General features: G+C 33.5%; 12 protein-coding genes, 1 rRNA gene and 1 CRISPR repeat array. Of the genes, 4 read left to right on the top strand and 9 right to left on the bottom strand.

The annotated features are described in order from the left end of the window. Positions 1–5: 5 nt before the first annotated feature. The 3 genes from DIT68_RS14330 to DIT68_RS14320 are packed head-to-tail and all read right to left on the bottom strand — an operon-like array spanning position 6 to position 2,256. On the bottom strand, positions 6–782 hold the full coding sequence (locus DIT68_RS14330; RefSeq protein WP_109360509.1) for a toxin-antitoxin system YwqK family antitoxin: 777 nt from the start codon (positions 780–782) through the stop codon (positions 6–8). Continuing rightward, positions 766–1,308, bottom strand: a complete 543-nt coding sequence (locus DIT68_RS14325) for a D-glycero-alpha-D-manno-heptose-1,7-bisphosphate 7-phosphatase (RefSeq protein WP_109360508.1) — start codon at positions 1,306–1,308, stop codon at positions 766–768. Before DIT68_RS14325 ends, DIT68_RS14330 begins: the two co-directional genes overlap by 17 nt. Next, positions 1,309–2,256: a glycosyltransferase family 2 protein gene (locus DIT68_RS14320; RefSeq protein WP_109360554.1), complete on the bottom strand. Its 948-nt coding sequence runs from the start codon at positions 2,254–2,256 to the stop codon at positions 1,309–1,311. An 896-nt stretch (positions 2,257–3,152) separates the two neighbouring features. On the opposite strand from DIT68_RS14320, the gene DIT68_RS14315 reads away from it, so the two are divergent. From DIT68_RS14315 to cas9, 4 genes are all read left to right on the top strand, one after another. Next, positions 3,153–6,608, top strand: a complete 3,456-nt coding sequence (locus DIT68_RS14315) for a S8 family serine peptidase (protein ID WP_109360507.1) — start codon at positions 3,153–3,155, stop codon at positions 6,606–6,608. A gap of 569 nt (positions 6,609–7,177) precedes the next feature. Continuing rightward, positions 7,178–8,047, top strand: a complete 870-nt coding sequence (gene sucD, locus DIT68_RS14310) for a succinate--CoA ligase subunit alpha (RefSeq protein WP_109360506.1) — start codon at positions 7,178–7,180, stop codon at positions 8,045–8,047. Between the two features lie 607 nt (positions 8,048–8,654). After that, entirely contained in the window at positions 8,655–9,359 is a 705-nt protein-coding gene (locus DIT68_RS14305; protein WP_109360505.1) for an SDR family oxidoreductase, read from the top strand. Between the two features lie 438 nt (positions 9,360–9,797). Further along, positions 9,798–15,140 carry a type II CRISPR RNA-guided endonuclease Cas9 gene (cas9, locus tag DIT68_RS14295; RefSeq protein ID WP_109360503.1) on the top strand — a complete coding sequence of 1,781 codons (5,343 nt, stop codon included), beginning with the start codon at positions 9,798–9,800 and terminating at the stop codon, positions 15,138–15,140. On the opposite strand, the gene cas2 is transcribed toward cas9, so the two are convergent. The 6 genes from cas2 to rrf all read right to left on the bottom strand — a co-directional run. After that, complete coding sequence (gene cas2 / locus DIT68_RS14290) at positions 15,141–15,491, bottom strand: CRISPR-associated endonuclease Cas2 (protein ID WP_109360502.1); 351 nt, start codon at positions 15,489–15,491, stop codon at positions 15,141–15,143. After that, positions 15,488–16,378, bottom strand: a complete 891-nt coding sequence (gene cas1, locus DIT68_RS14285) for a type II CRISPR-associated endonuclease Cas1 (RefSeq protein WP_109360501.1) — start codon at positions 16,376–16,378, stop codon at positions 15,488–15,490. The genes cas2 and cas1 overlap by 4 nt, the downstream gene beginning before the upstream one ends. Positions 16,379–16,581: 203 nt before the next feature. After that, positions 16,582–19,629: a CRISPR direct-repeat array (repeat unit 47 nt; unit sequence ACTGTGAATCATCACATAAAAGTATCAATTTGAATTCAATTCACAAC). Positions 19,630–19,765: 136 nt separating this feature from the next. Next, the gene (locus DIT68_RS14280) at positions 19,766–24,256 is read right to left on the bottom strand and encodes a T9SS type A sorting domain-containing protein (protein WP_109360500.1); all 4,491 of its coding nucleotides are present in this window, start codon (positions 24,254–24,256) and stop codon (positions 19,766–19,768) included. 78 nt (positions 24,257–24,334) lie between these two features. Continuing rightward, on the bottom strand, positions 24,335–24,757 hold the full coding sequence (locus DIT68_RS14275) for a hypothetical protein (RefSeq protein ID WP_109360499.1): 423 nt from the start codon (positions 24,755–24,757) through the stop codon (positions 24,335–24,337). Positions 24,758–24,835: 78 nt separating this feature from the next. Beyond that, positions 24,836–25,720, bottom strand: a complete 885-nt coding sequence (locus DIT68_RS14270) for an EamA family transporter (RefSeq protein WP_233244206.1) — start codon at positions 25,718–25,720, stop codon at positions 24,836–24,838. A gap of 487 nt (positions 25,721–26,207) precedes the next feature. Then, positions 26,208–26,316: ribosomal RNA gene (gene rrf / locus DIT68_RS14265) — 5S ribosomal RNA — on the bottom strand; the annotation flags it as partial.

The following is a 26,316-nucleotide window of genomic DNA, read 5'->3' as shown; positions in this document are numbered from 1 at the left end:
TTAAATCATTTATTAGGATTAATCCCTTCTTTCTTTAATTTTTCAAGATATTCTGAAAGCTCGTCCCCTTCTAGCTGTGTTCCATCTTTAAAATAAATACGACCAAGCTCTTTTCCAGACTCATCATAGGTTACCCACCATCCATGCTTCGTTTTGTTTTTCCAGCGTTCTTTGATCATGATTTTTCCATTCGGATGATTCTTTAAAATTACACCGTCTGGTTTTCCATCATAATATTTCCCTTCTGCTTTAACAATTCCATCAGGAAAATATTCGACAAAATCGCCCTGCTGCTTTCCATTGACGTAATTTGACTTTCTCAGTACAAGTTTAACTCTATTGTCCTCAACGGCTTCAGCGCCATAATAAGTAATGCGCTCACCATGGAGCACACCATTTTTATACGTTTCTGTATAACTGTAATGACCTGAAGTTAAAAAATGTGTCCATACACTATCTTTTTCCTTACCGCGATAAATTCCGTGGGCGATTAACTCACTACTTGGATGGTAAAAATAAGCCTCAGATCGATCGCTGTTTTCATCGTGAGTTATGATAGAACGGATTTTGTTATTTGGATAATAATAAATAAACTTTCCAACTGGTTTGTCATTTTTAAACTGACCTTTGTAGCGCAAGCCATCAGAGTCATCGTAAGTTTTTGCCCACTCCCCTTGCTTTCGCCCTTGCGCATCCACTTGGTTAATCTGAGAAAATGAAAAAACGCTCAAACTCAACATGAGTGTCAAACTAATTACCGTTGTTCTAAGATTTAAGTACATCTGCAAATTCTTTTAGATTATTTACTTTAATATCCGGCTTAATATCTACTTTTTCGGCCGAATGAATGAGAACAGTTTTCATAGCTAGATTCATTCCAAATTTCAGATCTGAAGCGGTATCTCCCACCATTACGGACTTCGAAAAATCTATTTCTGGGAACATTTCTTTCGCTTCTAAAGCCATGGCACTATTGGGTTTTCTCCTATCCTTTTGAGCTCCCCTTAAATTGCTAGCAAAAAACACATGATCGATACTTACATTTTCAGACAACAATGAAGAAGTCATATAATGGTGTATTTCCTCCAGCGCAGCTAGCGACATGCTCCCTTTGCCAACCCCTTGTTGATTAGTAACGACAATAATTCTAGAAAATTGTTTAGCTAGTTCTTTCAACCCTTCCTTTGCATAAGGTAAAAAATTGAAATCTTCCACAGAAGTAATGTACCCCTCAAAATTGCGTTCATTAATTACCCCGTCACGATCTAAAAAAAGCGTCCAAGAAGCATCTATTTTAAGTTCACTCATTTATATTTCCGTTTCAATAAGATAAGCATTTCTAGAAGAAGAGTTCCTGCCGATCAGCTCAGCGATAAAACCCGCAAGAAAAAATTGACTACCGATAATCATGGCTGTCAAAGCAATATAAAACTCAGTTCTTTGAGCGATTAAAGGTGAAGGATGATCAGAGAAGAGACTTACTATTTTGTCAATTCCTAAGTATAATGCAAATGCAAATCCTATAACGAAAAGCAAAGTTCCTATTGCTCCAAAAAAGTGCATTGGTTTTTTACCAAACTTTCCTATAAAAACCACAGAAAGCAAATCTAAAGGACCATTCATAAAACGGTTCAATCCAAATTTTGTAGTACCAAATTTACGCGCTTGATGCTGTACTACTTTTTCGCCAATTTTATTAAACCCTGCATATTTGGCCAATGCTGGAATATACCTGTGCATATCTCCATAAATCTCTATACTTTTTACGACTATAGATCGATAGGCTTTTAATCCACAATTGAAGTCATGTAGATAAATCCCAGTTAATTTTCGTGCTGTCCAATTGTATAATTTAGTAGGAATGGTCTTAGATAAAGGGTCAAATCTTTTTTTCTTCCACCCTGAAATCATATCAAAATCTTCCTCCTTTATCATGCGGATCATTTCTGGAATCTCTTCTGGCGAGTCCTGTAAATCCGCATCCATCGTAATCACGAAATCTCCAACCACTGCTTCAAACCCTTTCTGAAGTGCGGCAGATTTACCATAATTTCTTTGAAATTTAATTCCTCTCACACCTGGGTCTTTGAGTTGAAGGTTTTCTACAACCTGCCATGAGCCATCCTTACTTCCATCATCAACAAAGATAATTTCATAAGTAAAGTTGTGTTTTTGCATTACAGATACAATCCATTCATGCAGTTCTGGTAGTGATTCTACTTCGTTATAAAGTGGAACAACAATAGATATTTCGATTTTTTTATCCATGAGTGAACAAATATAAAAATTTCTTCTTCTTCAAAGTAAAATCATTAGATAACTTAAAATAAGATATGGTTATCCTATGCCATAACAATTCTACATAATACAAGTAAGTATATAAAAAATGCCTATCCGATACTTTACCAGTAAATACATCTAATCAATGATGTGATTAAGCGGTGAACCGGCAAGATCCTTCGCAAATTTCTATTTTCAACAAATTGAAAAAGAAATTTTCTTCAGGATGACATTAGGCCAGGGGCATATCTCAAAGTAGAGGAAAAAACAAAAGCGCGAGAGCGCTTTTGTTTTTTCCTCTACTTTGCCCCACCAATCCCCAAAACTGCCATCCTGACCATTGTTGAAAATTATGATTTTCAACAATGGAAGGATCTTGTCAATTTTTAGAGAAAACCGCTTTCTACTGTAATTTATTAAACTGCTGGTAAAGTTCCCGACAAGCGTTATGTAAAAAAACAAGACTTTAAAGTTAAATCAATATTTAACTTTAATCAAAAAGAGATCTCAGAGTCGTTTAACTCCTTCGGATGACAGGTGTTATACATTATTGATTGGGGAAAGTCGCTAAAGCAACTTTCCTCCCCTAACCAACCTATCGATTGTCATCCCTAAAATACCGCGTCTTGAGGAATCTCTTTTGTTGAATGGATCAATTTTCAATAAGTCACATTAAACTAAACTCAAAGTTTTAAATTGGAATTAGTGGTAACCCTAAGTGGAACCAACAAATAAGATGAATGATTTCCATAAAGGTTAAAAAATGACATATTTAAATTTTTCATCAGCACTTTAATACGTAGCAAGAGTAAATTCCAAAAAAACAATATATCTTGCAGCCTATTAAACAATAATTTACAATTGTCACTCTTATGAAAAACTTCATTCTTACCCCCTTATTTACTTGCCTAATCTTCACTACATCAGTTTGGGCACAGTTTGAAAACGCCATCAGCAACCAAGTAATGGTGCGCATGCAAAAAGGACAGAACCCGAAGACCATAATGAACAGCCTACCTGTACATTTTGAATTGACCATTGAAAGCTTACTCTCTCAACATGCTGACATTTGGCTGTTCAATTTCAATGACGAACAAACAAATCTGAGCGAGGTTTTATCATTATTAGAAAGACAGCCACCCATTTTATATGTTCAAGCGAATAGAAAAGTTGAATTAAGAGCTACACCTAACGATCCACTTTTCGGAAATCAATGGCACCATAACAACATCGATTCGCAATTAGCTTGGGACATTACCACAGGTGGAACCACACCCAATGGTAAAGAAATCGTAGTAGCCTTAATAGAAAGTGCAGATTTAATAAACCACAGTGACTTACAAGCCAATCAATGGGTAAATACAGGCGAAATACCAAACAATGGAATTGATGACGATGGAAATGGATATGTAGATGACTACAACGGATGGAATGTTTCGAGTAATGACGATAATATTGGAGCAGGCTCACATGGAACAAGTTGTGCCGGAATGATGGGAGCCAAAGGAAACAACGATCTTGGTGTAACTGGAATAAATTGGGACCTTAAAATCATGGATATCGCTGGATATGCTAACCCTTTTACTGAAGCCAATATTGTCGCATCCTATGACTACGCTCTAAACGCACGTTTACTTTGGAATCAAACCAATGGTGCTCGAGGAGCTTTTGTTGTTGCCACCAGTTCCTCTTGGGGAATTGACGGTGGAAATCCAGCAAATTACCCAATTTGGTGCAGTTTTTATGATGATTTAGGTCAGGCCGGAATTCTCAATGTTGGCGCTACCACAAACCAAAATCAAGATGTAGATACTTTTGGAGATGTGCCAACTACTTGTGCAAGTGATTATATGGTAAGTGTTACCGCAACCAACAGCTCTGATGTTATTGATTTTGCTGGATATGGTGACCAAACAATCGATTTAGCAGCTCCGGGTTCTAACATTTATACTACCGCACAGAACAACTCTTATTCTTCTACATCAGGTACTTCTTTTGCTTGTCCGCTAACCGCAGGATTAATTGGATTAATGTACAGTATACCGTGTTCTAGTCTTGAACAAGCAGCAATGACAAATCCACAAGCCACGACAGACATGGTAAGACAAGCTTTGTTTAACGGCGTTGATCAGACACCACATTTACAATCAAAAACAATTACTGGAGGAAGAATAAATGCTAAAAACTCTATTGATCTTTTAATGACTTCTATATGTAGTTCATGTATGCCTCCAAATATTATTAACACAGAAACAGTATATGATTATAGTGCAGATATTTCTTTCAATGAAACAGATCCACTCAACGATTACAGGGTGAATATTCAAGTGGCTGGTTCAGGAAATTGGTCAAATTACACCATTACAGATACTAGCCATACTTTCACTGGATTAACAAGCTGTACAACTTATGAATACACTGTTTCTTCAATTTGTGATGGTGAAATAAGCAACACTTCAATAATCAATACATTCACAACTTCAGGATGTGGCAGCTGTGTTGATTTACCTTATTGTGCGACAGGAACAAATGCAAATCCAACATCTACATTTACAGTTCATTCTCCTGCATCTATTAGTGGTAGCTACACTTACCAAGCAACGAGTAATTGGGGTGGAAATGTAGAAAATGGTTATGTTTTTGGAGAATTAGTTTTGGTGGACGACGGATCCGCAAATTCTTCAGAAGGCTGTAATCTATTGATCAACAATACCGAAATTAATGGAAATATTGCCGTTGTTCAAAGAGGAAGTTGCAACTTTACTGTTAAAGCAATGAACGCCCAAAATGCAGGTGCTACTGCCCTAATCGTGATCAACAATGTTGCAGGAACGATGGATATGGGGGGAACAAATAACAATGTTACTATTCCCGCAGTAATGATTTCTCAATCGGATGGAAATACTTTATTGGCAAGTATCAATAATGGAGAACAACCACTAGCTTTATTAGGAGTTCAAAATGAATGGATAGAAGAATTTCAAATCGCTGGAAATACATTTACAAGTGGTGATGATGATGGATATGGCTTTAATTCAAATTCATTTGTTTTATCGTCAGGACAAAACTATTCTTTCACATTAACACCTGGATTTGACGGTCAAGCTTTAGATCAATACAGTAGAATTTGGGTAGACTTAGACCAAAACGGTATTTTCAATAGTTCAGAATTACTTTATGACCAAGGAAATGCAAATTCAGGAACTGTAAATGATATAATCTCTATTCCAGCCAATGCATTACTTGGAAAAACAAGAATGAGAGTTCAAATGGCTTATCAAGGTTTTGGTTCTTCAGCATTACCCAATGTCTGTGGTAATTTTACTTCTGGCGAAATTGAAGATTATTGTATAGAAATTAAAACAAATGTTTCTTGTAATTTCACTGTTACGTCCACTTTTAGTAATCCAACATGTAACGAAATTCAAGATGGAGCAATCACACTAAATGTTTCCGGTGGAACTCCAGGATACACCTACACTTGGAATAACGGAATGACGAATGCCAGCATAGCCAATCTCAACACGAATAATTATTCCGTAATCATCGAAGATCTTTCTGGATGCGACACTACTCTGTTCTTCCCATTGGTTTATGACACACAATTATCATTAATCGAAACTATAAATCCGCCGTCATGTCCGGGCAGTCTTGACGGTTCAATTACGGCGATTGCTTCAGGAGGAACCAACTTTAGTTATCAATGGAATAACGGACCAAACTCAAGTACTTGGAACAATGTAGGGGCTGGAAATCATCAAGTAACAGCGACAGATAACAATGGTTGCAAAATCACAAAAGGATATACTATTTTAGATCCTATCGTAGCTGAACCTCTCCCAAATTTCACTACTGACAATTTCTATTTAATGATAGAATTCAATAACAATTCTCAAAATGCAATTTCTTATGAATGGGATTTTGACGATGGAAATACATCTACTGATTTTGAACCAACACACACATATATTAATGAAGGTGTTTACAATGTTTGCCTAACAGCATTTGGAAGTTGTGATACGATTGTTAGCTGTAAATCTATCACTGTAGAGAAAAATGATGTTGGTTTGAATAATGAAATCCTCGAAGCTAAGGTTAATATTTACCCTAATCCAGCTGTTGATCTCGTTACCATAGCAAAAGGTATGAATGATGTTGCAGAGGCGGTGATTTATGCAGCTAGTGGACAAATTATGGGAGAAATTACACTCCTAGATGAATCAACTCAAGTAGCTATTCAAAACTGGAATTCAGGAGTTTACTTTATTCATTTCAAAAATGATAATGGAGAGTTTATATTCTCTAAAAGACTATGTGTGGTGAAGTAAAAGATTTAATTATTAATGTTTAAGGTTTAATGATTGACATGTTTGCGCTGGACGGTTTACGATGGGTTCATATGCGGTACTTGGGATTGGTGGTCGGATTTTGAAATTTCCGAATGCTATCTCGTTTTAATAATGATAATAGACGGTTTACAAACCGTCCCTACATTATATCTTCGATTGGTGGTTATCGTTTGATTTTTTTGAATTCGATTACGCTTGTATGATGATATCGGCTGGTTTAAAAATCGTTCATACCTGTTTACGATTGATGGTTTGCTTTTAATTCTTCCAAAAAGAAAAAGAGGAATAAATGCGTTACATTTATTCCTCTTTTTGCTAAACCATGCTAAAACTATAAAACCAGATTATTTTATTTACACTAAAATAACCTTGTGGCAAATTTAAGGATTTATTTCTCATCTGAAAGTAAAAATAAAAAAATTAACATTTATTTTTAAAGATATTCAGCATTCCTTAAATAGAAAAAACATTTTCTTCTTTTTACTTGTCATTGACTATTGTAAACTCTATTTTTGGCGACATTAACCAAAGTAGAAAATCTCGCGAACATGAGCGTATTAGTAAATAAAGAATCAAAAGTTATAGTCCAAGGTTTCACAGGAAGTGAAGGAACATTCCACGCAGGTCAAATGATTGAATTTGGAACCAACGTTGTAGGAGGTGTTACACCTGGAAAAGGAGGACAAAAGCACTTAGACAAACCAGTTTTTAACACAGTTCAAGAGGCCGTTGACAAGACTGCTGCTGATGTATCTATCATTTTTGTTCCGCCAGCATTTGCTGCCGATGCAATTATGGAAGCTGCTAATGCAGGAATTAAAGTGATTATCTGTATTACTGAAGGTATTCCAGTTAACGACATGATCAAAGCAAAAGAATATATCTCTGCTTTCGATACACGTTTAGTAGGACCTAACTGCCCAGGAGTTATTACTGCGGGAGAAGCAAAAGTGGGTATTATGCCAGGTTTTGTTTTCCAAAAAGGATCTGTAGGTATCGTATCTAAGTCAGGTACTTTAACTTATGAAGCTGCTGATCAAGTAGTGAAAGCAGGATTAGGAATTACAACTGCAATTGGAATTGGTGGTGACCCAATTATTGGAACTACAACCAAAGATGCTGTTGAATTATTAATGAACGATCCTGAAACAAAAGGAATCGTGATGATTGGTGAGATCGGTGGTAACTTGGAAGCAAACGCTGCAAGATGGATCAAAGAAAATGGTACAAAACCAGTAGTTGGATTTATCGCAGGTGAAACTGCGCCAGCGGGTCGTACAATGGGACACGCAGGTGCAATCGTTGGTGGTGACGAAGATACTGCACAAGCTAAAAAAGCAATTATGAAAGAATGTGGAATTCACGTAGTTGACTCTCCAGCAAAAATTGGTGAGAAAATGGCTGAATTGTTGAAATAACATTCCATATATAATATTTAAAAGGGAGTCGAAAGGCTCCTTTTTTTTTGTTTTAGTATTTAATTGGTCAAAGCTGATCAAGAAAATGTTCAATTAGTGAACAAGAATCTCTATCCAATAATTTAAACGTTGTAAATAACACCTCTCCCTTTTGGAGGGAGATACAGAGGGAGGACAATCAATTCAATTAACTCTGAAGAAAATGATTTAAACCTAAGAATTATTGAATACGTTGTTGCTGCTTTCGACAAGAGAAATCACCGTGATCTCAGCATTTATAAATTAACCTTAAAATCTCCGATCACTGAATAAGCCGCATATATATGTGCAAGGACGAATTACAAACCTAACGAAGCCATCTCATAACCAAAGGGAATAATCGTCCCTACCTTGTATCTTCGATTAATGTTTATCCGATTAATGTTTGACCGATTGGTTGAATATTGGAATTTTTAAATCCTTGAATTAATCTTCGAATGTCAATGCATGCGGACGATTTACAAATCGCCCCTACGACATTGTATCTCTGATTATTGTTTATCCAGATATTTAAATTTTTGAATTCTTAAAAATTGTTTATATATTGATATGAATCAAAAAAACATAAATGAATCTAAAAGACAAAATAATTTTAATTACAGGAGGAAATTCTGGGTTAGGCAAGGCAACAGCGCAATTATGCGTTGAAAAAGGTGCAAGCGTCATCATCACAGGAAGAGATCACGAAAAAACGAAATCTGTAGCAAAAGAAATTGGCGCAACTCCTTTTAAATGTGATGTTACGAAAGATGAAGAAATTGATGCTTTATACGCTTTCATAGAGAAAGAATTCAATGGATTAGACGTTTTGGTAAACAATGCCGGAATTGGAATTAAGAAAACCCTCGTTGAATTAACCAGAGAAGAATTAAGACAAGTTTATGAAGTAAATGTTTTTGGAGCAGCAATGGTCGCACAAGGCGCAGCTAAAATTTTCATCAAGCAAAATGAAGGAAATATTGTTAACATCGCCTCCACGGCTTCATTGAAAGGTTATCCGACTGGTTCAATTTATTCTACTTCAAAATTCGCGCTCAGAGGAATGACACAATGTTGGCAAGGAGAATTACGTCAAAACAATATTCGCGTAATTCAAGTTAACCCAAGCGAAGTACCCACAGCATTTGGTGATGAAGAGCACAGAACCGAAAGACCGTTGGAAGATAACAAATTAACTCCCGAAGACATTGCCATTACGATAGTGAACTCTTTAGAAATGGACAAAAGAGCCTACATTCCAGAAGTTACAGTCCACGCTACAAATCCCTTTTAGAATTGAAGAGCATTTCTAAGCAGCTCCTCCCCTATTTTTCACTAATTAAAATTAAAAGTCAGATAATAAAAATTGTCTGGCTTTTGTTTTGGCCACCTTTTCCGCCTCCGCCCTTTAGTTTATTTGCTCTTTTTGCCAGTCAATGTGTTTTGCGTGTGCTTCACAAGGTCGCAAGCGCAAAAAACTTGTCTGAATCAAAAATAGCTGCACAATGCTACGGGACTTTGTCGGGGTGGGGATCGATGGTAAAGTTTAGAGCAAAAAAATGCCCCGAAGAAAGTCGAGGCAGCTTAAATGTTTTCACAACGGAATAATCCTTATTGTGAATTGATTTCAAATTGATGATTCAAATATAACTATATATCCGCGAAATCCAAAATAGTTTGAGAATTTTGGTTAAATTGGTGTTTTCTAATTTAACAAACCAAAATTATCACTATGAAAAGAGTATTAGGATTAGACTTAGGAACCAACAGTATTGGATGGGCTTTGGTTGAAATTGACCATGAAAATGGTACAGTCAAAATAGTTGGTATAGGATCAAGAATAATTCCAATGGATGCCGGAGAAATAAAAGATTTTGAAAGTGGAAGCAAAATAAAAAGCACTGCTGCCCAAAGAACTGAGCAGCGAGGACCTAGAAGACTAAACGAAAGATACTTATTGAGAAGAGATAGGCTACATATAGTTCTTAATTTAATAGACACACTACCTAAACATTACAAGCTTGAAATTGACTTCAAAAGTGATAACGGAAATAAATCTGGGAAATTTCACAAAAACAAAGAGCCGAAATTAGCTTATCTCCCCAAACAAGAAGGTAAAAAAGCATCATTCCTCTTCATGGATTCTTATAAAGAAATGTTAGAAGAAATTAATGACGACGAAGTTGAAAATATAAAAGGGAAACGAATTCCATATGACTGGACATTATACTATCTGAGACAAAAAGCACTCTCTAAAAAAGTTAATTTGGAAGAGCTTTCATGGGTTCTTTTAAGTTATAATCAAAAAAGAGGATATGAAAAAACAGAAGTTGAAGATAAATCAACAAAAGATAACGAAATAATAGAGGAGTTAGATTTAAGTGTAAAAGAAGTTATTCCAAAAACTGATAAAGAAGGTAAAACCTTTTTTGAAGTTCACCTAGAAGGTAATGACAGTTTTATTTACAATGAATTTTCTGATGTTCAAATGACATTTAAAGGTGATTTGAAGGAATTGATAAAAACGTCTAAAGTTAATTCGAAGGGCGTTATAGAGGATAAGAAAACAGAATTTACAATTATTGATATTTACTCTTTACAAATAGAGAATGTTAAGTATGAAAAAGATGATGGGAAGCATAAATACACACTTACCTATCAGAATGGTTGGAAGGAAATAAAACAACCTAAAAACTTTACTTTTAAATATAAAAATGTACTATATAAACCATTTGATTATATCATTGAAACAGTCTATAACAATAAAGGACAAGTTAAACCACAATTAAAAAAAGACAGAAAATTACGAGAACCAGATTTAAGCGACAATTCAAGCGATTGGACTTTACTTAAAAAGAAAACAGAAAAAGAGGCGTTAACATTTAATATAAACCAAGGTTATAAGAAAGAGGATGGCAGTGCAAAGAATTATATTTCCCCGAGTATCTATAACATTTTAAAAAGTGATGCTAGGACAGGTGAAAGAACTAAAATAATTGGAGGAATGTTTCAAGTGGTTGACAGAAACTTTTACCGAGAAGAACTAAAGCAGATTATCACTACGCAAAAACAATTTCATAATAAATTAGAAGACAAAAAAGTTTTTGAACAGTGCGTCAAGACTCTATATCCAAAAAACAAAAATCATCAAAACACTTTACTTAAAAATAAAAATGCCATACAACAGCTATTAGTAGAAGATATTTTGCTATATCAAAGACCTTTAAAAAGCAAAAAATCTGAAATTTCAAACTGCAATTATGAAATACGATACTGGAAAAACGCTGAAGACAAAAAGGGTAATCTAATTGAAGAGGTTGATATTAAAACAGGTGAGATTAAAACTAAAAAAGAACCTATTTACAATAAAGTAGTTTCTGCTACTCATCCCTATTTTCAGGAATTTAGAATATGGGATAAACTCCACAACCTAAAACTTATCCAACTAGAGAAAGAAGTTAATGGAAAAAAATTGACTAATCAGGATATAACCAAAGAATATTTAAAAAGTGAAAAGGAATATCAAATGCTTTTTGATGAATTAAATAATCGAAAATCTTTAAACCAAGATCAGCTACTCTCGTTTTGTAAAAAATCTTTTAATCTCGATTACAAGAAAAAGGATAGTAATTACACATGGAATTTCCCTGAAGACGACGAAATAAAGGGCAACGAAACAAAAGTTAGTTTTGCAACTCGTTTTATAAGATGTGGTTTTAAAGATCATACTGAATTCCTTACTCAGGAGAAAGAAGTTGATTTATGGCATTATTTATATTCAGTGAGCTACAAAGAAAAAACAGCGGACGCAAACAAAAGTGCAAAAACCTTTTTTAATCGATTTTTAGAAAATAGTGATACTACAGACGAAGTTAGAGAGAAAATTATCAGTGATTTTGTAAATTTCCCGAAATTTGCGTCAAAATATTGCTCTTATTCAGAAAAGGCTTTAAAGAAGATATTACCTCTAATCAGATTAGGGAAACAGAACCAAATAGACAAATGGGAAAAGGAACCTTGGTATACGAAATGGAACGAAAAGCTTTATAAAAGAAAAAAGGAGATATTAGAGAAACTTAATATGGTTGATTTCAATGAAGAAAAATCTGACTTTTCTAAAGTAATAAATACAAGTATTGACATACAACAAGGTGAACTCCCTTTTCCAAAAGGACTATTCAATACATTTAAAGATTTTGAACAAATAGAAGACTTTAAAAAACTTAATCTTACGCAAGCTTCATATCTAATTTACGGACGACATTCAGAATTAGCTCAAGCAAAATATTGGTTCTCTCCTGATCAAATTAGAAAAGAGTTACATCAAGAACTAAAACAACACTCTCTAAATAATCCTGTGGCAGAAAAAGTAATATTGGAGATGATGCAAGTTGTCGCAGATATATGGGATTATTATGGAAAAGGAAAGGAAAGCTTTTTCTCAAAAATTCATTTAGAGGTTGGCAGAGAACTGAAAAAATCAATCAAAGAAAAAGAGAGCGATTCTAATCGCATGTCTGATAATCGTAAGCAGAACAAAAGAATTCGTCAAGTTTTAGAAGAGTTTTTAAAGAACAACACATATAATGCGAACCCTAATAATAAAGACCATTTCGAACGATTAAAAATTGTAGAAGAAAGTGCTGAACACACTAAAAACACGAACAAAGATTTCTTTAAAGACAAGTCATATAACAAGAAAGAAATTGAAGATATCCTAAAAAAACAGTATATAAACAAATCAGATTTTGAAAAATATAAACTTTGGATAGAACAAGGGTACCGTTCTCCATATTCGGGACAAATGATAAAAATCACAGAACTATTTGATGGAAACAAATTCAACATCGACCATATATTCCCTCAAGCTTCCATCACAAACAATTCTTTAAGTAATAAGGTTGTAGTAGAAAATAGTTTAAATAATTTAAAAAGTGATAGGACTGGACGAGAATTTATTCAAAATCAAAATGGTCAATCTTATTTAGGCACTCCTGTTTGTTCCGAAGATGAATACTTAAACATCGTAAACACTCAATTCTCTGGAACAAAAAGATATATTCTACTTTCTAAAGAAATTCCAAAAGGCTTTACAAACAGTCAAATGAATAATACTCAACATATATCTCGAAAAGCGATGGAGTTATTAAGTCATATTGTAAGAGAACCGGGGGAAGTTGAGTTCCGTTCTAAGAATTTATTACCTGTTACTGGTAGAGTTACTTCAGAACTTAAGCGAGCTTGGAAACTTAACGAAGTATGGGGAGAACTTGTATCACCACGTTTTATTAGAATGAATGAACTAACAAAATCAAACTTGTTTGGTGAATGGCAAACATCCAAATCAGGACACAGATATTTTGATTGTAATTTAGATGATAGCATTCGTGAAAAAGATGATTCTTATGACATTAAACGGATCGATCATAGACATCATGCGCTAGATGCACTAATTGTCGCCTTATGTACAGAGGACCATGTTAATTATATCAATAACATTAATGCTAAAGCTAAATCGGAAGATTACGGAACTCAAAAGAAAATTGAAAAATACAGACAAACATTAAAACGAAAGATAAAGTTCATAAAAAGAGATGATGCTAAAGATGAAAACAATTGGTATTATATGCTTCCTGGCGAAACTCGTAAATTAGGAGTTGAAAATTCTCGAAGAGATTCAGTCTTAGAGAAAACGTATATATATAAAATGCATGATTCTTTTGATTTTGATTACAAAAAAATGATCCTAACAGCATTACAAGGAACTATTGTGACCTTCAAGCAAAATCTTAGGGTTATTAACAATACCACAAACTGGTATAATAATACATCTAGTAAGAACAAGTTTATAAAACAAAACACTGAAAATGGACAAAAGAAAAATTGGTCCATTCGGAGAAGTTTAGGGAAAGATTCATTTTATGGGAAGAAATTATTAAGTGGAGAAGAAAAAATAGTAATCCGAAAAGATTTGGATATTTCATTTAATAGTGCAAAAATAAGAACTATTACCGATATAGGAATCCAGAAAATATTATTGAATCATTTAAAAGAGTATAATACTGTTGAACTTCAATTTGAAGAAGCAATCAATTACTTTGATTTTCTTTTGAAAAAACAAGAATTTGAAGCTATTGTAAAAGATGAAGAAAATGAGTTTCAATCCACTCAAGATTTTATTGTACATCTAAGAAATAATCAATTTACTTATAAAAAAGTTAAATATGAAATGTTAAATATCTTTATTAATGAATTATCTGAGGACGTATTCAAAAATCGAAATGACAGAAAAATAACGGAGCATCCTGAAATTGCTTTTACAAATGAACTAATCGAAGAAATGAATAAGCCCAGTGAACTTCAAAGGCTAAACAATGGTAAGAGTCATAAACCTATAAAAAAAGTACGAATTTCTAGAGGCTTTGGGAATCAAAGAGCTATAAATGGTGATGATGGAGAATCTGTTAAATCAAAACAGTATGTAGTGAATGACGCAGGCTCTAATCTCTACCTTGGTTTCTATGAAAGAACTTATATAAATCATGAAGGAAATGAAACGACAGAAAGAAAATTTAAAGATATTGGATTGATGGATTTAATCGAATCATTAAAGCAAGATAAAAACAATCGCATTAATCCTTTACCCAATAAAATTTTTGATGACAGACTAAATGAATTTCAGAGAATATTTACACTCTCACCATTAGACTTAGTTTATGTCCCAACAAATAAGGAAATCAATAACTTAAATGAAGTGGATTTTAAAAACCTAACAAAAGAACAAGTAAATAGGATTTATAAATATGTTGATGGTAGTATAAGTATTGCAAACTTCGTTCCCTATGCTATTTCGAAGCCAATTTGGAGGTTTCACGGAAAAAAGAACAAAGAAATATTTAAAGAATTAAATGATAAGAACAAAATAAATATTGCTGAAAAAGAACTGATTCAAAATGAGTTTGGACTTGGAAGTCAACAAAATAAAAACCAAAACATGATAGACGGTGTGACTCAAATAAAAAAGATTTGTTGGAAATTAAAAGTTGATAGACTAGGAAATATTTCTAAAGCTTAATTAAAACAACTCCAATTGTTGATGTGGAGTCTCCTTCTCCACTTCTTTAACGCCATGGAATAATTCCATCATACCAAACTGACGATCGGTGACCTGTAAAATTCCTATTTTCCCTTTTTTGGGAAGTAGGAGTTTTACTCGTTTGGTATGTACATCTGCATTTTCCCTGCTCGCACAAAAACGTAAATAAATGGAAAATTGAAACATTGTAAAACCATCAGTTAATAATGATTTTCGGAACTTACCAGCTGCCTTTCGTTCCAATTTTGTTTCTGTCGGTAAATCAAAAAATACAAGGATCCACATAGTTCTGTATTGATTAAGTCGGGTTAAAAATTGATTTTCACTCATAATGTTGGGTATAAAATTTTTCTAGAAATCCCAGCAAAACACTCATATAAAGAATGTGTTGTTCTGCTCATGGCTACCATTAATGGACTCCTCTTGCCATCAATAGTTACATCTATTGCAGGAATTATCAAAAGCTGCTGTTTAATATGACTTGTGAGTTCTTCAATATCATCATTATCTTGAACTATTGCATAAACCACTTCATCCACAAAAGGTCGATAAGGCTCCATAATATCATCTGCTAAACAATAGGCGTTATACTTATTGGCATGATGTATCCCTAAAGCGGGTAGCATTCCACTTCCAATTAAAGATCTTGCACAAACCGCTCTCAAAATAGCGTAACCATAATTCAATAAATTATTGGGTGCAATTTCCTTCTGACCACGATAAAAACCAGGAATATCAAATATCCGATCCCAATAAAAAGCAGCCGAATGACTTTCTTTATTTGTTGTGTCACCAGATAAAACCTCCTTGGACCATTTTCTCAATTTATCATTTTGCTTACCTAAAAGTCCCAACAAGTTAGCTTGATTTGTAATTTTTGAAACAATGGTTTGCTGCCATAAGTATTTCTTTAAAGGAAGAGTAGCTTCTAATTGAAATCTCAACCGCTCATTATATTCAGAGTGTCCGCTTAATGGAGAAATCAAACTTAAAGGCAAATGTTGCTGATTACAACAAACAATTGCGGCATTTTGATAAGTCAACTTTTCGATTAAACCATTGGTAAATGTGATTTGTTGATTTTCTAGTACCATCATTCCAATATCCTCTATAGGCACAGTTCTGGTTTCATTGCTTTGCGTAAGCTTAACAACGAGTTGGTTATTCTTTGTACTCAAATAAGCAGGATTTTCGAAAAACAAAGTTCTTTTAATCATAAGTCTAAGTATTGATTGACAACCTTTTACTACGTAATAAATTCGATAAGGTTACAATCTTTTAAATTGAGTATGTTAACAAACGATTAAAATAGAAACCAAAAACCGATACTTTTAAAGGAATCTACTAATCAAAAAGAGTAGAAATTTTCATCCTAAAAAGTGGCTAAAACGCAGAAAGACCACCCTTTTCAGAGCGGTCTTCTGTGAATCATCACATAAAAGTATCAATTTGAATTCAATTCACAACACTTATGATGACTTGGTAGCGTTGAAACGTTCTGTGAATCATCACATAAAAGTATCAATTTGAATTCAATTCACAACAGTCTGTTATAAATCGTTTGAACCATTCCATCTGTGAATCATCACATAAAAGTATCAATTTGAATTCAATTCACAACCTTAAGCCGGTGCATTCTACTATTAGGATATCTGTGAATCATCACATAAAAGTATCAATTTGAATTCAATTCACAACCCAAAGAAAGAATTTGCGGAACGCCAAACATCTGTGAATCATCACATAAAAGTATCAATTTGAATTCAATTCACAACAAAAAATGGGAGTGCTGGTATTTTGGTTATCTGTGAATCATCACATAAAAGTATCAATTTGAATTCAATTCACAACCATCATTAAGAATGACCGCTTTATTGTTACTCTGTGAATCATCACATAAAAGTATCAATTTGAATTCAATTCACAACCCACATAGTGGGCAATAAATTATTATAGCTTCTGTGAATCATCACATAAAAGTATCAATTTGAATTCAATTCACAACAAGAGAAGGTAACGAATAACCGTGATAGATTCTGTGAATCATCACATAAAAGTATCAATTTGAATTCAATTCACAACATTAGGTATTTTTATACTCACATTATACCATCTGTGAATCATCACATAAAAGTATCAATTTGAATTCAATTCACAACGCTATAATAGAAGATAAATGCTGAAGGTCGTCTGTGAATCATCACATAAAAGTATCAATTTGAATTCAATTCACAACGATATTTGGTTTGTGAGTTCAACTGGGAATTCTGTGAATCATCACATAAAAGTATCAATTTGAATTCAATTCACAACTTTCGGTATGGTTTTTTGGCGAAAGTCTGATCTGTGAATCATCACATAAAAGTATCAATTTGAATTCAATTCACAACAGGTATCTTCTCACGGAAACTTCTTCTTTTTCTGTGAATCATCACATAAAAGTATCAATTTGAATTCAATTCACAACAATTCCACCAAATCCAATTTTGACAAGCTCTCTGTGAATCATCACATAAAAGTATCAATTTGAATTCAATTCACAACAACTCCAATAGGCAAAATAGAGAAGTCTAATCTGTGAATCATCACATAAAAGTATCAATTTGAATTCAATTCACAACACTTCCAATGAAGGAAAGTATTGTTTTGATTCTGTGAATCATCACATAAAAGTATCAATTTGAATTCAATTCACAACAGGAGTTAAGTCCTTCCGAAAAATTACTATACTGTGAATCATCACATAAAAGTATCAATTTGAATTCAATTCACAACACCAAAGTGAATGAATCCACATCTAACATCACTGTGAATCATCACATAAAAGTATCAATTTGAATTCAATTCACAACTTTTAAAGGATTTAAGAAATAAGATTTATACTGTGAATCATCACATAAAAGTATCAATTTGAATTCAATTCACAACTCATGTTTGGTATATTATTTTGATTCCGTTACTGTGAATCATCACATAAAAGTATCAATTTGAATTCAATTCACAACAAAAAGTGTTTTTGCTAAATTTGTTGTCTTACTGTGAATCATCACATAAAAGTATCAATTTGAATTCAATTCACAACCCAACTAGTGAAGTTGAAAGTTATTGTAGAACTGTGAATCATCACATAAAAGTATCAATTTGAATTCAATTCACAACAAAAACACGGGTCGCACAGGAAAAGCAAAAACTGTGAATCATCACATAAAAGTATCAATTTGAATTCAATTCACAACAGGAACTTGAAGAGGTTTTTGAGAAAGACTACTGTGAATCATCACATAAAAGTATCAATTTGAATTCAATTCACAACGCGAAACATGAGTATTTCCGAATTAGCAGAACTGTGAATCATCACATAAAAGTATCAATTTGAATTCAATTCACAACCCATAGCCTATTCTTATAGATTTAACTTTTACTGTGAATCATCACATAAAAGTATCAATTTGAATTCAATTCACAACTGACGGCTCGCTATACAAGAACCTGATAGGACTGTGAATCATCACATAAAAGTATCAATTTGAATTCAATTCACAACAGGAATTTGAAAGAGACAACACTCGTTTAGACTGTGAATCATCACATAAAAGTATCAATTTGAATTCAATTCACAACTTATAAAAAAGGTTTATTAGTTCCACGTGAACTGTGAATCATCACATAAAAGTATCAATTTGAATTCAATTCACAACTTTGGTAGTGAATAGAAAAAGTCTTTTATCACTGTGAATCATCACATAAAAGTATCAATTTGAATTCAATTCACAACCTGCATATCGTCAACCGTAACCAATTCAACACTGTGAATCATCACATAAAAGTATCAATTTGAATTCAATTCACAACAAGAAAAACAATAATCCCGAAGTCAAATCAACTGTGAATCATCACATAAAAGTATCAATTTGAATTCAATTCACAACATACGATTGTCAGATCGCCTACTCTCGTCCACTGTGAATCATCACATAAAAGTATCAATTTGAATTCAATTCACAACTATTCAGACAGATGTAGGTGTAGATTGTAAACTGTGAATCATCACATAAAAGTATCAATTTGAATTCAATTCACAACGGCAGATACGGCAACAATTACGTTGCCTGAACTGTGAATCATCACATAAAAGTATCAATTTGAATTCAATTCACAACTTAATATCTGCGAACATGTCGGGAGTTCCCACTGTGAATCATCACATAAAAGTATCAATTTGAATTCAATTCACAACTTAGAACTCATTGAGGTTCCTAAATTATTAACTGTGAATCATCACATAAAAGTATCAATTTGAATTCAATTCACAACAGGAGGAAATTGATAAGGAAAGAGATGATTACTGTGAATCATCACATAAAAGTATCAATTTGAATTCAATTCACAACTAGGCGAGGGCGTGATGGTTTACTCAGATGACTGTGAATCATCACATAAAAGTATCAATTTGAATTCAATTCACAACGTACAAGTAGCAGGGCAAGCAAGTAAACCACTGTGAATCGAATCATCACATAAAAGTATCAATTTAAAATATTTTCACAACCTGCTTGGGGAAAATCAATTTCAAATCAATAATTATCATGTATCTACCTCTTCACTCACTTCTTCACAAAGCTCTTAATGACCAATTGATCATTTACCATTAATTCAATTACATAAACACCTTTCGATAAATCGGCAAGTGGAATTGTAGTGTTTAAAATGTCCTTTCTTTCTATAAGCACTCTTCCTGTTGCATCATAAATCGCATAACTGTATTTTGAAAATAAATTATAGATTCTGATTTCAGTAGTTGCAGGGTTAGGTGCTAATGAAATTTCATTGATTTCTAAATCCGTCGAACCTAAAGTGTAGTAGTAATGATCATTTGTTGTAAACGAACAGATTCCGTTGGTTACTTCGAGCGCATATACTCCATTAACAACTGGAGTATAAAATTGACCTATTGCCCCCGGAATTAAAGCTCCGTTTAAATACCATTGAAATGTAGAACCAGACGGGACATTATCACAATAAATGTTTACGCCACTTCTCCAAATATTAGTATATGGTACCTGAACCATAGACACTTGGATGGTATCAAACTGTAAGCATCCGTTCTGATCCTCAGTGGTGAGAATAACTTCGGCATCATCATTCACGGTTATACTCGTTGGGTTTCCACCAGGCCAGTTCCAATTCCATGTATGAATATTACCTGCAATAATAGGATCCGCAGTTAGGGTAACAAAATCATCACTACAAAAAACAGTATCAGAGGCCAAAATTGAAACAGTTGATGGTGTTGGGTATCCAGTAATTACTACTGTATCACTCTCCATACATCCAAACGAATTAATGGTTTCTAACCAGTATGTTCCTCCGGTATTTATAATTATGGAATCATTTATAGCGCCACTTGACCATGCATAGCTATAGGTTGAGTCTGAGAAGGTTGAAGACAACGTTAGCTCATCTCCATCACAAATAAAATTTTGAGCTAAACTAATTTCAGGTTGTACGTAGCCCTTATAAGATATAGCTATGGTGTTATTGACAAAATAAGCATCCTCAATTCCATTGGGCTCAGAAATATTAATAGTAATTAAGTAGTCCGTATTCGGAACAAAATTTCCTAATCCTAGAAAAACAGTATCACTTAGTCCTGGTGCGAGTACATCATTCCAATTATAAATATTTGGAAGCACACCGTTTACACTCCAAGTTATAATGGCACTTGTAACAGTGTCCGTATAATTATTTGAAAAGACAAATAAAATTGAGTCATTATCTGTGCAATTATAATTGCTCGGATTAAGCAAACTGTCTGCGGATAGGTCAAAAATTGTAGACCAATCAGTATCAAATTCATCAGCGCCAATATCAGGATGTGTTATATTTCGTGCTTGTCCATCTATATCTAAATTTACTTCAGGCAGAACCATTCCGTTGCTATCCGCTAAAAAAGAATTGCTATGCAAGTCTGTTGTACTGGTATAAATTGGATTACCATAATAAGAATTCAGATCTTTATTGTGTTGAGATTTCCAACTACTGTAAGTTAGGCTATTACTAAACATGGATGTATCGCCAAAGAACAGGTTATTATCAGAGTCAAATTCTTGAATTCCAATATTAGAAAAATAGAAAAACACACCACTCGAACCAATTTTTTGAAAAATGTTATTCTTAAATTCAACATTCGTATTGTATTCCATTGATATCGAATTTGAATAAATGGAATTGTTATAGATTTTCAAGCCATTACTCGCAGACAATTCAAAAGGAAGGTAAGAAGAGCTAATGAAATTGTTTTTTATTACGTTGTTAACTCCGATATCACAAGCTTTAATTCTGATGGAACGGACATTTCCTGACAGTTTATTGTTACTGATTTCAAAATTTTCACACGATTGCATGTAAATATTTGCATGTATAGAAGGGTTTGAATTGTTTATGTCTAATTCATTTTCACTGATTAGAATGTTTGTAGGATGGGGCGAAGCGGTGTTAAAAGCAGCAAAAGAAATTTTAGATGTTCCACTGAATGAGTTTTTTAAAATCTTTACGTTGTTTACATCACTCCAAAAATCAATTGCCGAGTTATTAAAGCTAGATCCTATGACCGATAAACTATCCACAAAATTAGGATTTATAGAACCATAAATTCCACCTCCATTAAATTCACAGGTATCGACACTCACTAAATTCACAGAATCTAAGTTAATTCGAGTGTTAAACGAAATGTGTCTAAGAGAAAGACTTTCAACATTTCGGAAAGTGATCAAATTACTTGAGCTTGTATGGTTTGCAATTACCAGGCTGGAGTTTAAAGATTCAGATTCGAATGTAATAGAGTTAGTAGGTGAATTTCCCTCAACAGGTCCAATATTTCCCCAATCAGTATGCGTTCCATCCTTCAATTTAAAAGTTACCGGTCCACAAATACCTCTGTTCAAACTAATTAGTGCATCGTTAATGGATACAAAATCAGCAGTCGTATCACCGACCGTGTAAATTCCATCAAGTTTGGTGTGAAAGCGACCACTAAAATTATTATTCATAGGTATTGAATCATAATATCCATTAGGTAAGGCAATTGAAATATTAACATCAGTAATGAGATTAGTAAATGTATAACTTCCTAGGTTGAAAGAAATCGTTTGTTGTGGCGCTATGTTTTGATAAACAATAATTGTATCCAAAGCCTGATTCTCAATGTCAACATAAACTGTAAAACTATCTATTTGCTCGCTCCCATTATTGAATGCATCGAAAATTAAATTCACACTTCCTCCAGCGCAAATTGCGGTGTCTATCCATGAAGGATTTTCTAATGCAATATCATGTTGTAATTGAAAGAATTCATAGGCCCCCACGTCTGGTGTATTCAGATCGCGAGAAGAATTAAGGATGTCTGTATCGATATAACTGATAGGTGTTCCCAGATTATCCATACTAAGGGCATTCATGGGATACAAGAAATCTGACGACGCAAAATAAGGTTTAATAAAAGTAGAATTATTATCTATTGAATAGATTAAAGAAAATTCAGCTAAAGTTGCTGTCCATAGGGTTGAACCACCATAGGTTACTGTGGCAAAATTGTGATCATTCCAGTAGTTATTGAAGTCACAATCAAAATGGATATTGTTATTCAATTTATAAATCAATTTTTCACCATCATTAATAAGCATGTTGTTTTTAATAAAAGCACTATCAACTCCAGAAAGAAGCAATAGTGCCTGAGAATTAGGACTATTATTAACAGTTGATAGAAAAACGGTATTATGCATAAATTCCAATTTTTGCAAGTTGCTTATGTCAATAGAACTATTCAAGTAATTAACGTTGTGTACAATTTGATGAATTGAATTATTGAAAATTTTCACCGCAACATCATCATTGACTACTGCAGATTCTATAACCATAGTATGCCCAGCAGTAGACTTCGTAATAATGTTATTGTCAATAGAAAGTGAATCACTTTGATAAAAAACAGAAATAGCAACAGGTGAAAAAGCACTGTGACTTTGCAAACGGTTATGCGAAATTTCTATGTTTTTGTAATTGTTAATTTCTACACTTATACCATAGGAATCATAAAACTCATTTCCTTTAACCATAAAATGATTTGAAACAGCATTCACTCCTTGTAATGAATGCGCTTTTATCGAACCACCATTAAAAATATTATTGCTTATCATGACACTGTCTGAAAAAAGATTATCCGTGGCATTATAGATGTTTACAAAAGCAGAATCAAATACATTTTGATCGAATATTAAATTCTTGGAACCTTCTGTAAAATCAATGCTGCCATTTTTAAAAGTCAAGTTATTAAATTCCACATTATGTGTGCTACTGCAAACAATATCAACAGAATCTATGGTAACCATTTGAGGATTTTGACTCTCAGATTGAACAGTAACCCTATAATTCATATTACTGGCCAAAATGCTATCGATAGAAATCGTTTCATAATATAGTCCATTGCGGATATTTAGAATGACATCTCCACATACCCCAGAAGTATCAAGTTGATTAAACGCGTCACTTAAAGAATTAAAATTTGGATTTGCACCACCTACTGTATAAGTTCCTTTTAACTTATTTGGAAAAAGATGAACATTTAAACTATCATTTGAAGTATTCATATCTACGGTTCCATTAGGTAGTTCTGACCAAACTGTAATATCAACTGTAGGATAAAAATCATTGAAGGTGGAGATAAACACATTGTTTAATGTTTCACCAGGAATCAAACTTCCTGTCCAATATAAACTCTGAATTAAAACTCCATTCGCTTCAAAATGAATCCAACAACTGGTCAGATTAGTTGTACCATTATTTAAAAGATCAACTGTAATGTCCTCCGAAACCAAGCAAGAATCTAAATTAATAGCCCCTATCGCGGTGATAGCAGCATCATCCGGGAAATTTTGATTTGAGTTTAAAATGTATTCAGAAGAAGCTTTCTCATCTGTCATTTCATTACTTATGTAGCCACCCTCGATGGAAAACAAATCTTCATTTGCGTGAAGGCAAGTATTCGATAGAAATACGACAGTAAATAAGAAAATTTTAAAGGTTATTAAGTTAAGCTTCATTCCAAAGTATCTAATTAATAAGAAGTGTTATCGCTAAATTAAGAAATTAATAGATGCAAGAGAAAAATAAATATGATTTTAACCATAATAATCTCCGCCCACCTGTTCATTTTTAAGTTTAAGAATTTTATCGATAAACTTTTTATTTTGATCTTCGTTAATTTTAAGTTTCAGAAATTCCCCTTGACTATGAATGACTAGAAGATCAGTTTTAAAAATAGAAAGGTAATGGTAAGGAATAACCCAAGTATAATCGCTTAATCGAATATTAAGAACAACGACAATTCCGTTGGGTCGCAAACCAATATTTGCTTGTACAGCTTGTTTGCTTTTATTCATGGCAGAAACAAATAATTTACTGTACTCTATTACCTCCATTCTAGAGGAACCAATGACACCCACTTTTTTAAAGATAATATCTTTAATGTTAAAAGGTTTACCAACAGCTTGATTTATTTCCTTATCGACTTCTTTATCTTTAAATGATGTGAGGTAAAGCATTTGTTCGCGATTTTAATGTTAGCAGTTTAACAATACCAATAGACCTTTTGTTTGGAGAACAACTAAATAATAAGAAATTTAGATCTTCTTAAAATTAATCAAGACCACAGCACAAAGAATAACCACAATACCGAGCCATTGAATAGAAGAAACATCCTCACCCAATATAACAGCTGCACTTAGAACTGAAAATGGTATTTCTATACTTGAAACTATACTCCCTAATCCAGTTCCTATTGCTGGCATTCCCTGTGCGAAAAATATTGGGGGAATCATTGAACCAAAAATAGCTAAGAACAAACCATACTTCAATAAATCGGAAAAATCAAATGATTCAAAAATAGAAATATTCCAAAATATTAATACCACTATAAAACCACCGTAAACAAGATATTTACTTTTAATAATAACATGCGTTTGATGACCGAGGCTGTTTGAAAAGTACATAAATGAAGTAAAACTCAGGGCTGCCAACAAACCAAAAACTAAACCAAGTGGATGAGGAGAAATAGAACTTTCAAAAACATTCGCAGCTAATAGAGTTCCTGTAATTGCAGTTAAGGCTCCTAAAATTTTCAACCTAACATTTGCACCTCGAGTGGAAATAAGATCGACTAAAACACCCATCCAAATAGATTGCATGAGAAGTATAATCCCCACAGAAACCGGAACATATTGTATGGTGAGATAATAAAAGCAACTAGAAAAACCGAGCGTTGTACCAAAAAGCATAATTTTAAGTTTAAGTACTTTCGAAGGCATGCTATACTTAGACAGAACTTTTTCAGATTTACTTATGCGCCAAGCCAGAATCGTTAGAAATACTGTTGCAAAAAGATATTGAGAGAAAGTTAATAAGGCAGTTGAAGCCCCCTCACCATTGGCATACTTAACTACTGTAGCAAGAATTCCATAACTAAGGGAACCAAAACCCACATACAAAAGACCAGTTTTTTTTGTCATATTAATCACATAATTAAGCTAAATAAAGAAGAAACCCAAGGAATTCAGAGGTGCAAAATACTTTAACCACTGACAATTCAACATCAACAATCAAAATTTCTTTGTTTTGTAGAAGTATGACCATCTAACCCTTCATTTACTTCACAACAAGAACCATTAAGACCAAAGAAAAAAACAAGCATCTGCAGCCATCTTACGCTTCAAAACAATACTGAGCATTTCAAGAGGCAACGTGACGATCCATCTCTGCAAAGAGTAGCCTCGTCCATCAATCCACTGAGAAACAATCTCACTACAAATAAAATCTCAATAACAAAAACCTCACACATTGTTGTATGAGATTTTAAAAAATGGCGTCGTCTTACTCTTCCGTCAATAGAAAGTCAACCCTATCCGTCGGCTGACGGACAGTGCCATCAACGTAAATAAACAAACAAATCTCAATAAACGCAAAAAACCTCATACATTTCTGTATGAGGTTTTTAAAAAGTGGCGTCGTCTTACTCTCCCACCCTTAAAAGGGCAGTACCATCAGCGCAAGCAGTCTTAACTTCTCTGTTCGGAATGGTAAGAGGTGGACCCTGCTGCAATAGACA

This window comes from Brumimicrobium oceani (assembly GCF_003143775.1).
Taxonomy (GTDB): domain Bacteria; phylum Bacteroidota; class Bacteroidia; order Flavobacteriales_D; family Crocinitomicaceae; genus Brumimicrobium; species Brumimicrobium oceani.
This window is presented reverse-complemented; position numbering and strand designations above follow the sequence as displayed.

Bases quoted from the DNA above. Each gene is read 5' to 3' on its own strand.
- DIT68_RS14330 (WP_109360509.1), bottom strand. From the start codon at position 782: ATGTACTTAAATCTTAGAACAACGGTAATTAGTTTGACACTCATGTTG.
- DIT68_RS14325 (WP_109360508.1), bottom strand. From the start codon at position 1,308: ATGAGTGAACTTAAAATAGATGCTTCTTGGACGCTTTTTTTAGATCGT.
- DIT68_RS14315 (WP_109360507.1), top strand. From the start codon at position 3,153: ATGAAAAACTTCATTCTTACCCCCTTATTTACTTGCCTAATCTTCACT.
- sucD (WP_109360506.1), top strand. From the start codon at position 7,178: ATGAGCGTATTAGTAAATAAAGAATCAAAAGTTATAGTCCAAGGTTTC.
- DIT68_RS14305 (WP_109360505.1), top strand. From the start codon at position 8,655: ATGAATCTAAAAGACAAAATAATTTTAATTACAGGAGGAAATTCTGGG.
- cas9 (WP_109360503.1), top strand. From the start codon at position 9,798: ATGAAAAGAGTATTAGGATTAGACTTAGGAACCAACAGTATTGGATGG.
- cas2 (WP_109360502.1), bottom strand. From the start codon at position 15,491: ATGAGTGAAAATCAATTTTTAACCCGACTTAATCAATACAGAACTATG.
- cas1 (WP_109360501.1), bottom strand. From the start codon at position 16,378: ATGATTAAAAGAACTTTGTTTTTCGAAAATCCTGCTTATTTGAGTACA.
- DIT68_RS14280 (WP_109360500.1), bottom strand. From the start codon at position 24,256: ATGAAGCTTAACTTAATAACCTTTAAAATTTTCTTATTTACTGTCGTA.
- DIT68_RS14275 (WP_109360499.1), bottom strand. From the start codon at position 24,757: ATGCTTTACCTCACATCATTTAAAGATAAAGAAGTCGATAAGGAAATA.
- DIT68_RS14270 (WP_233244206.1), bottom strand. From the start codon at position 25,720: ATGACAAAAAAAACTGGTCTTTTGTATGTGGGTTTTGGTTCCCTTAGT.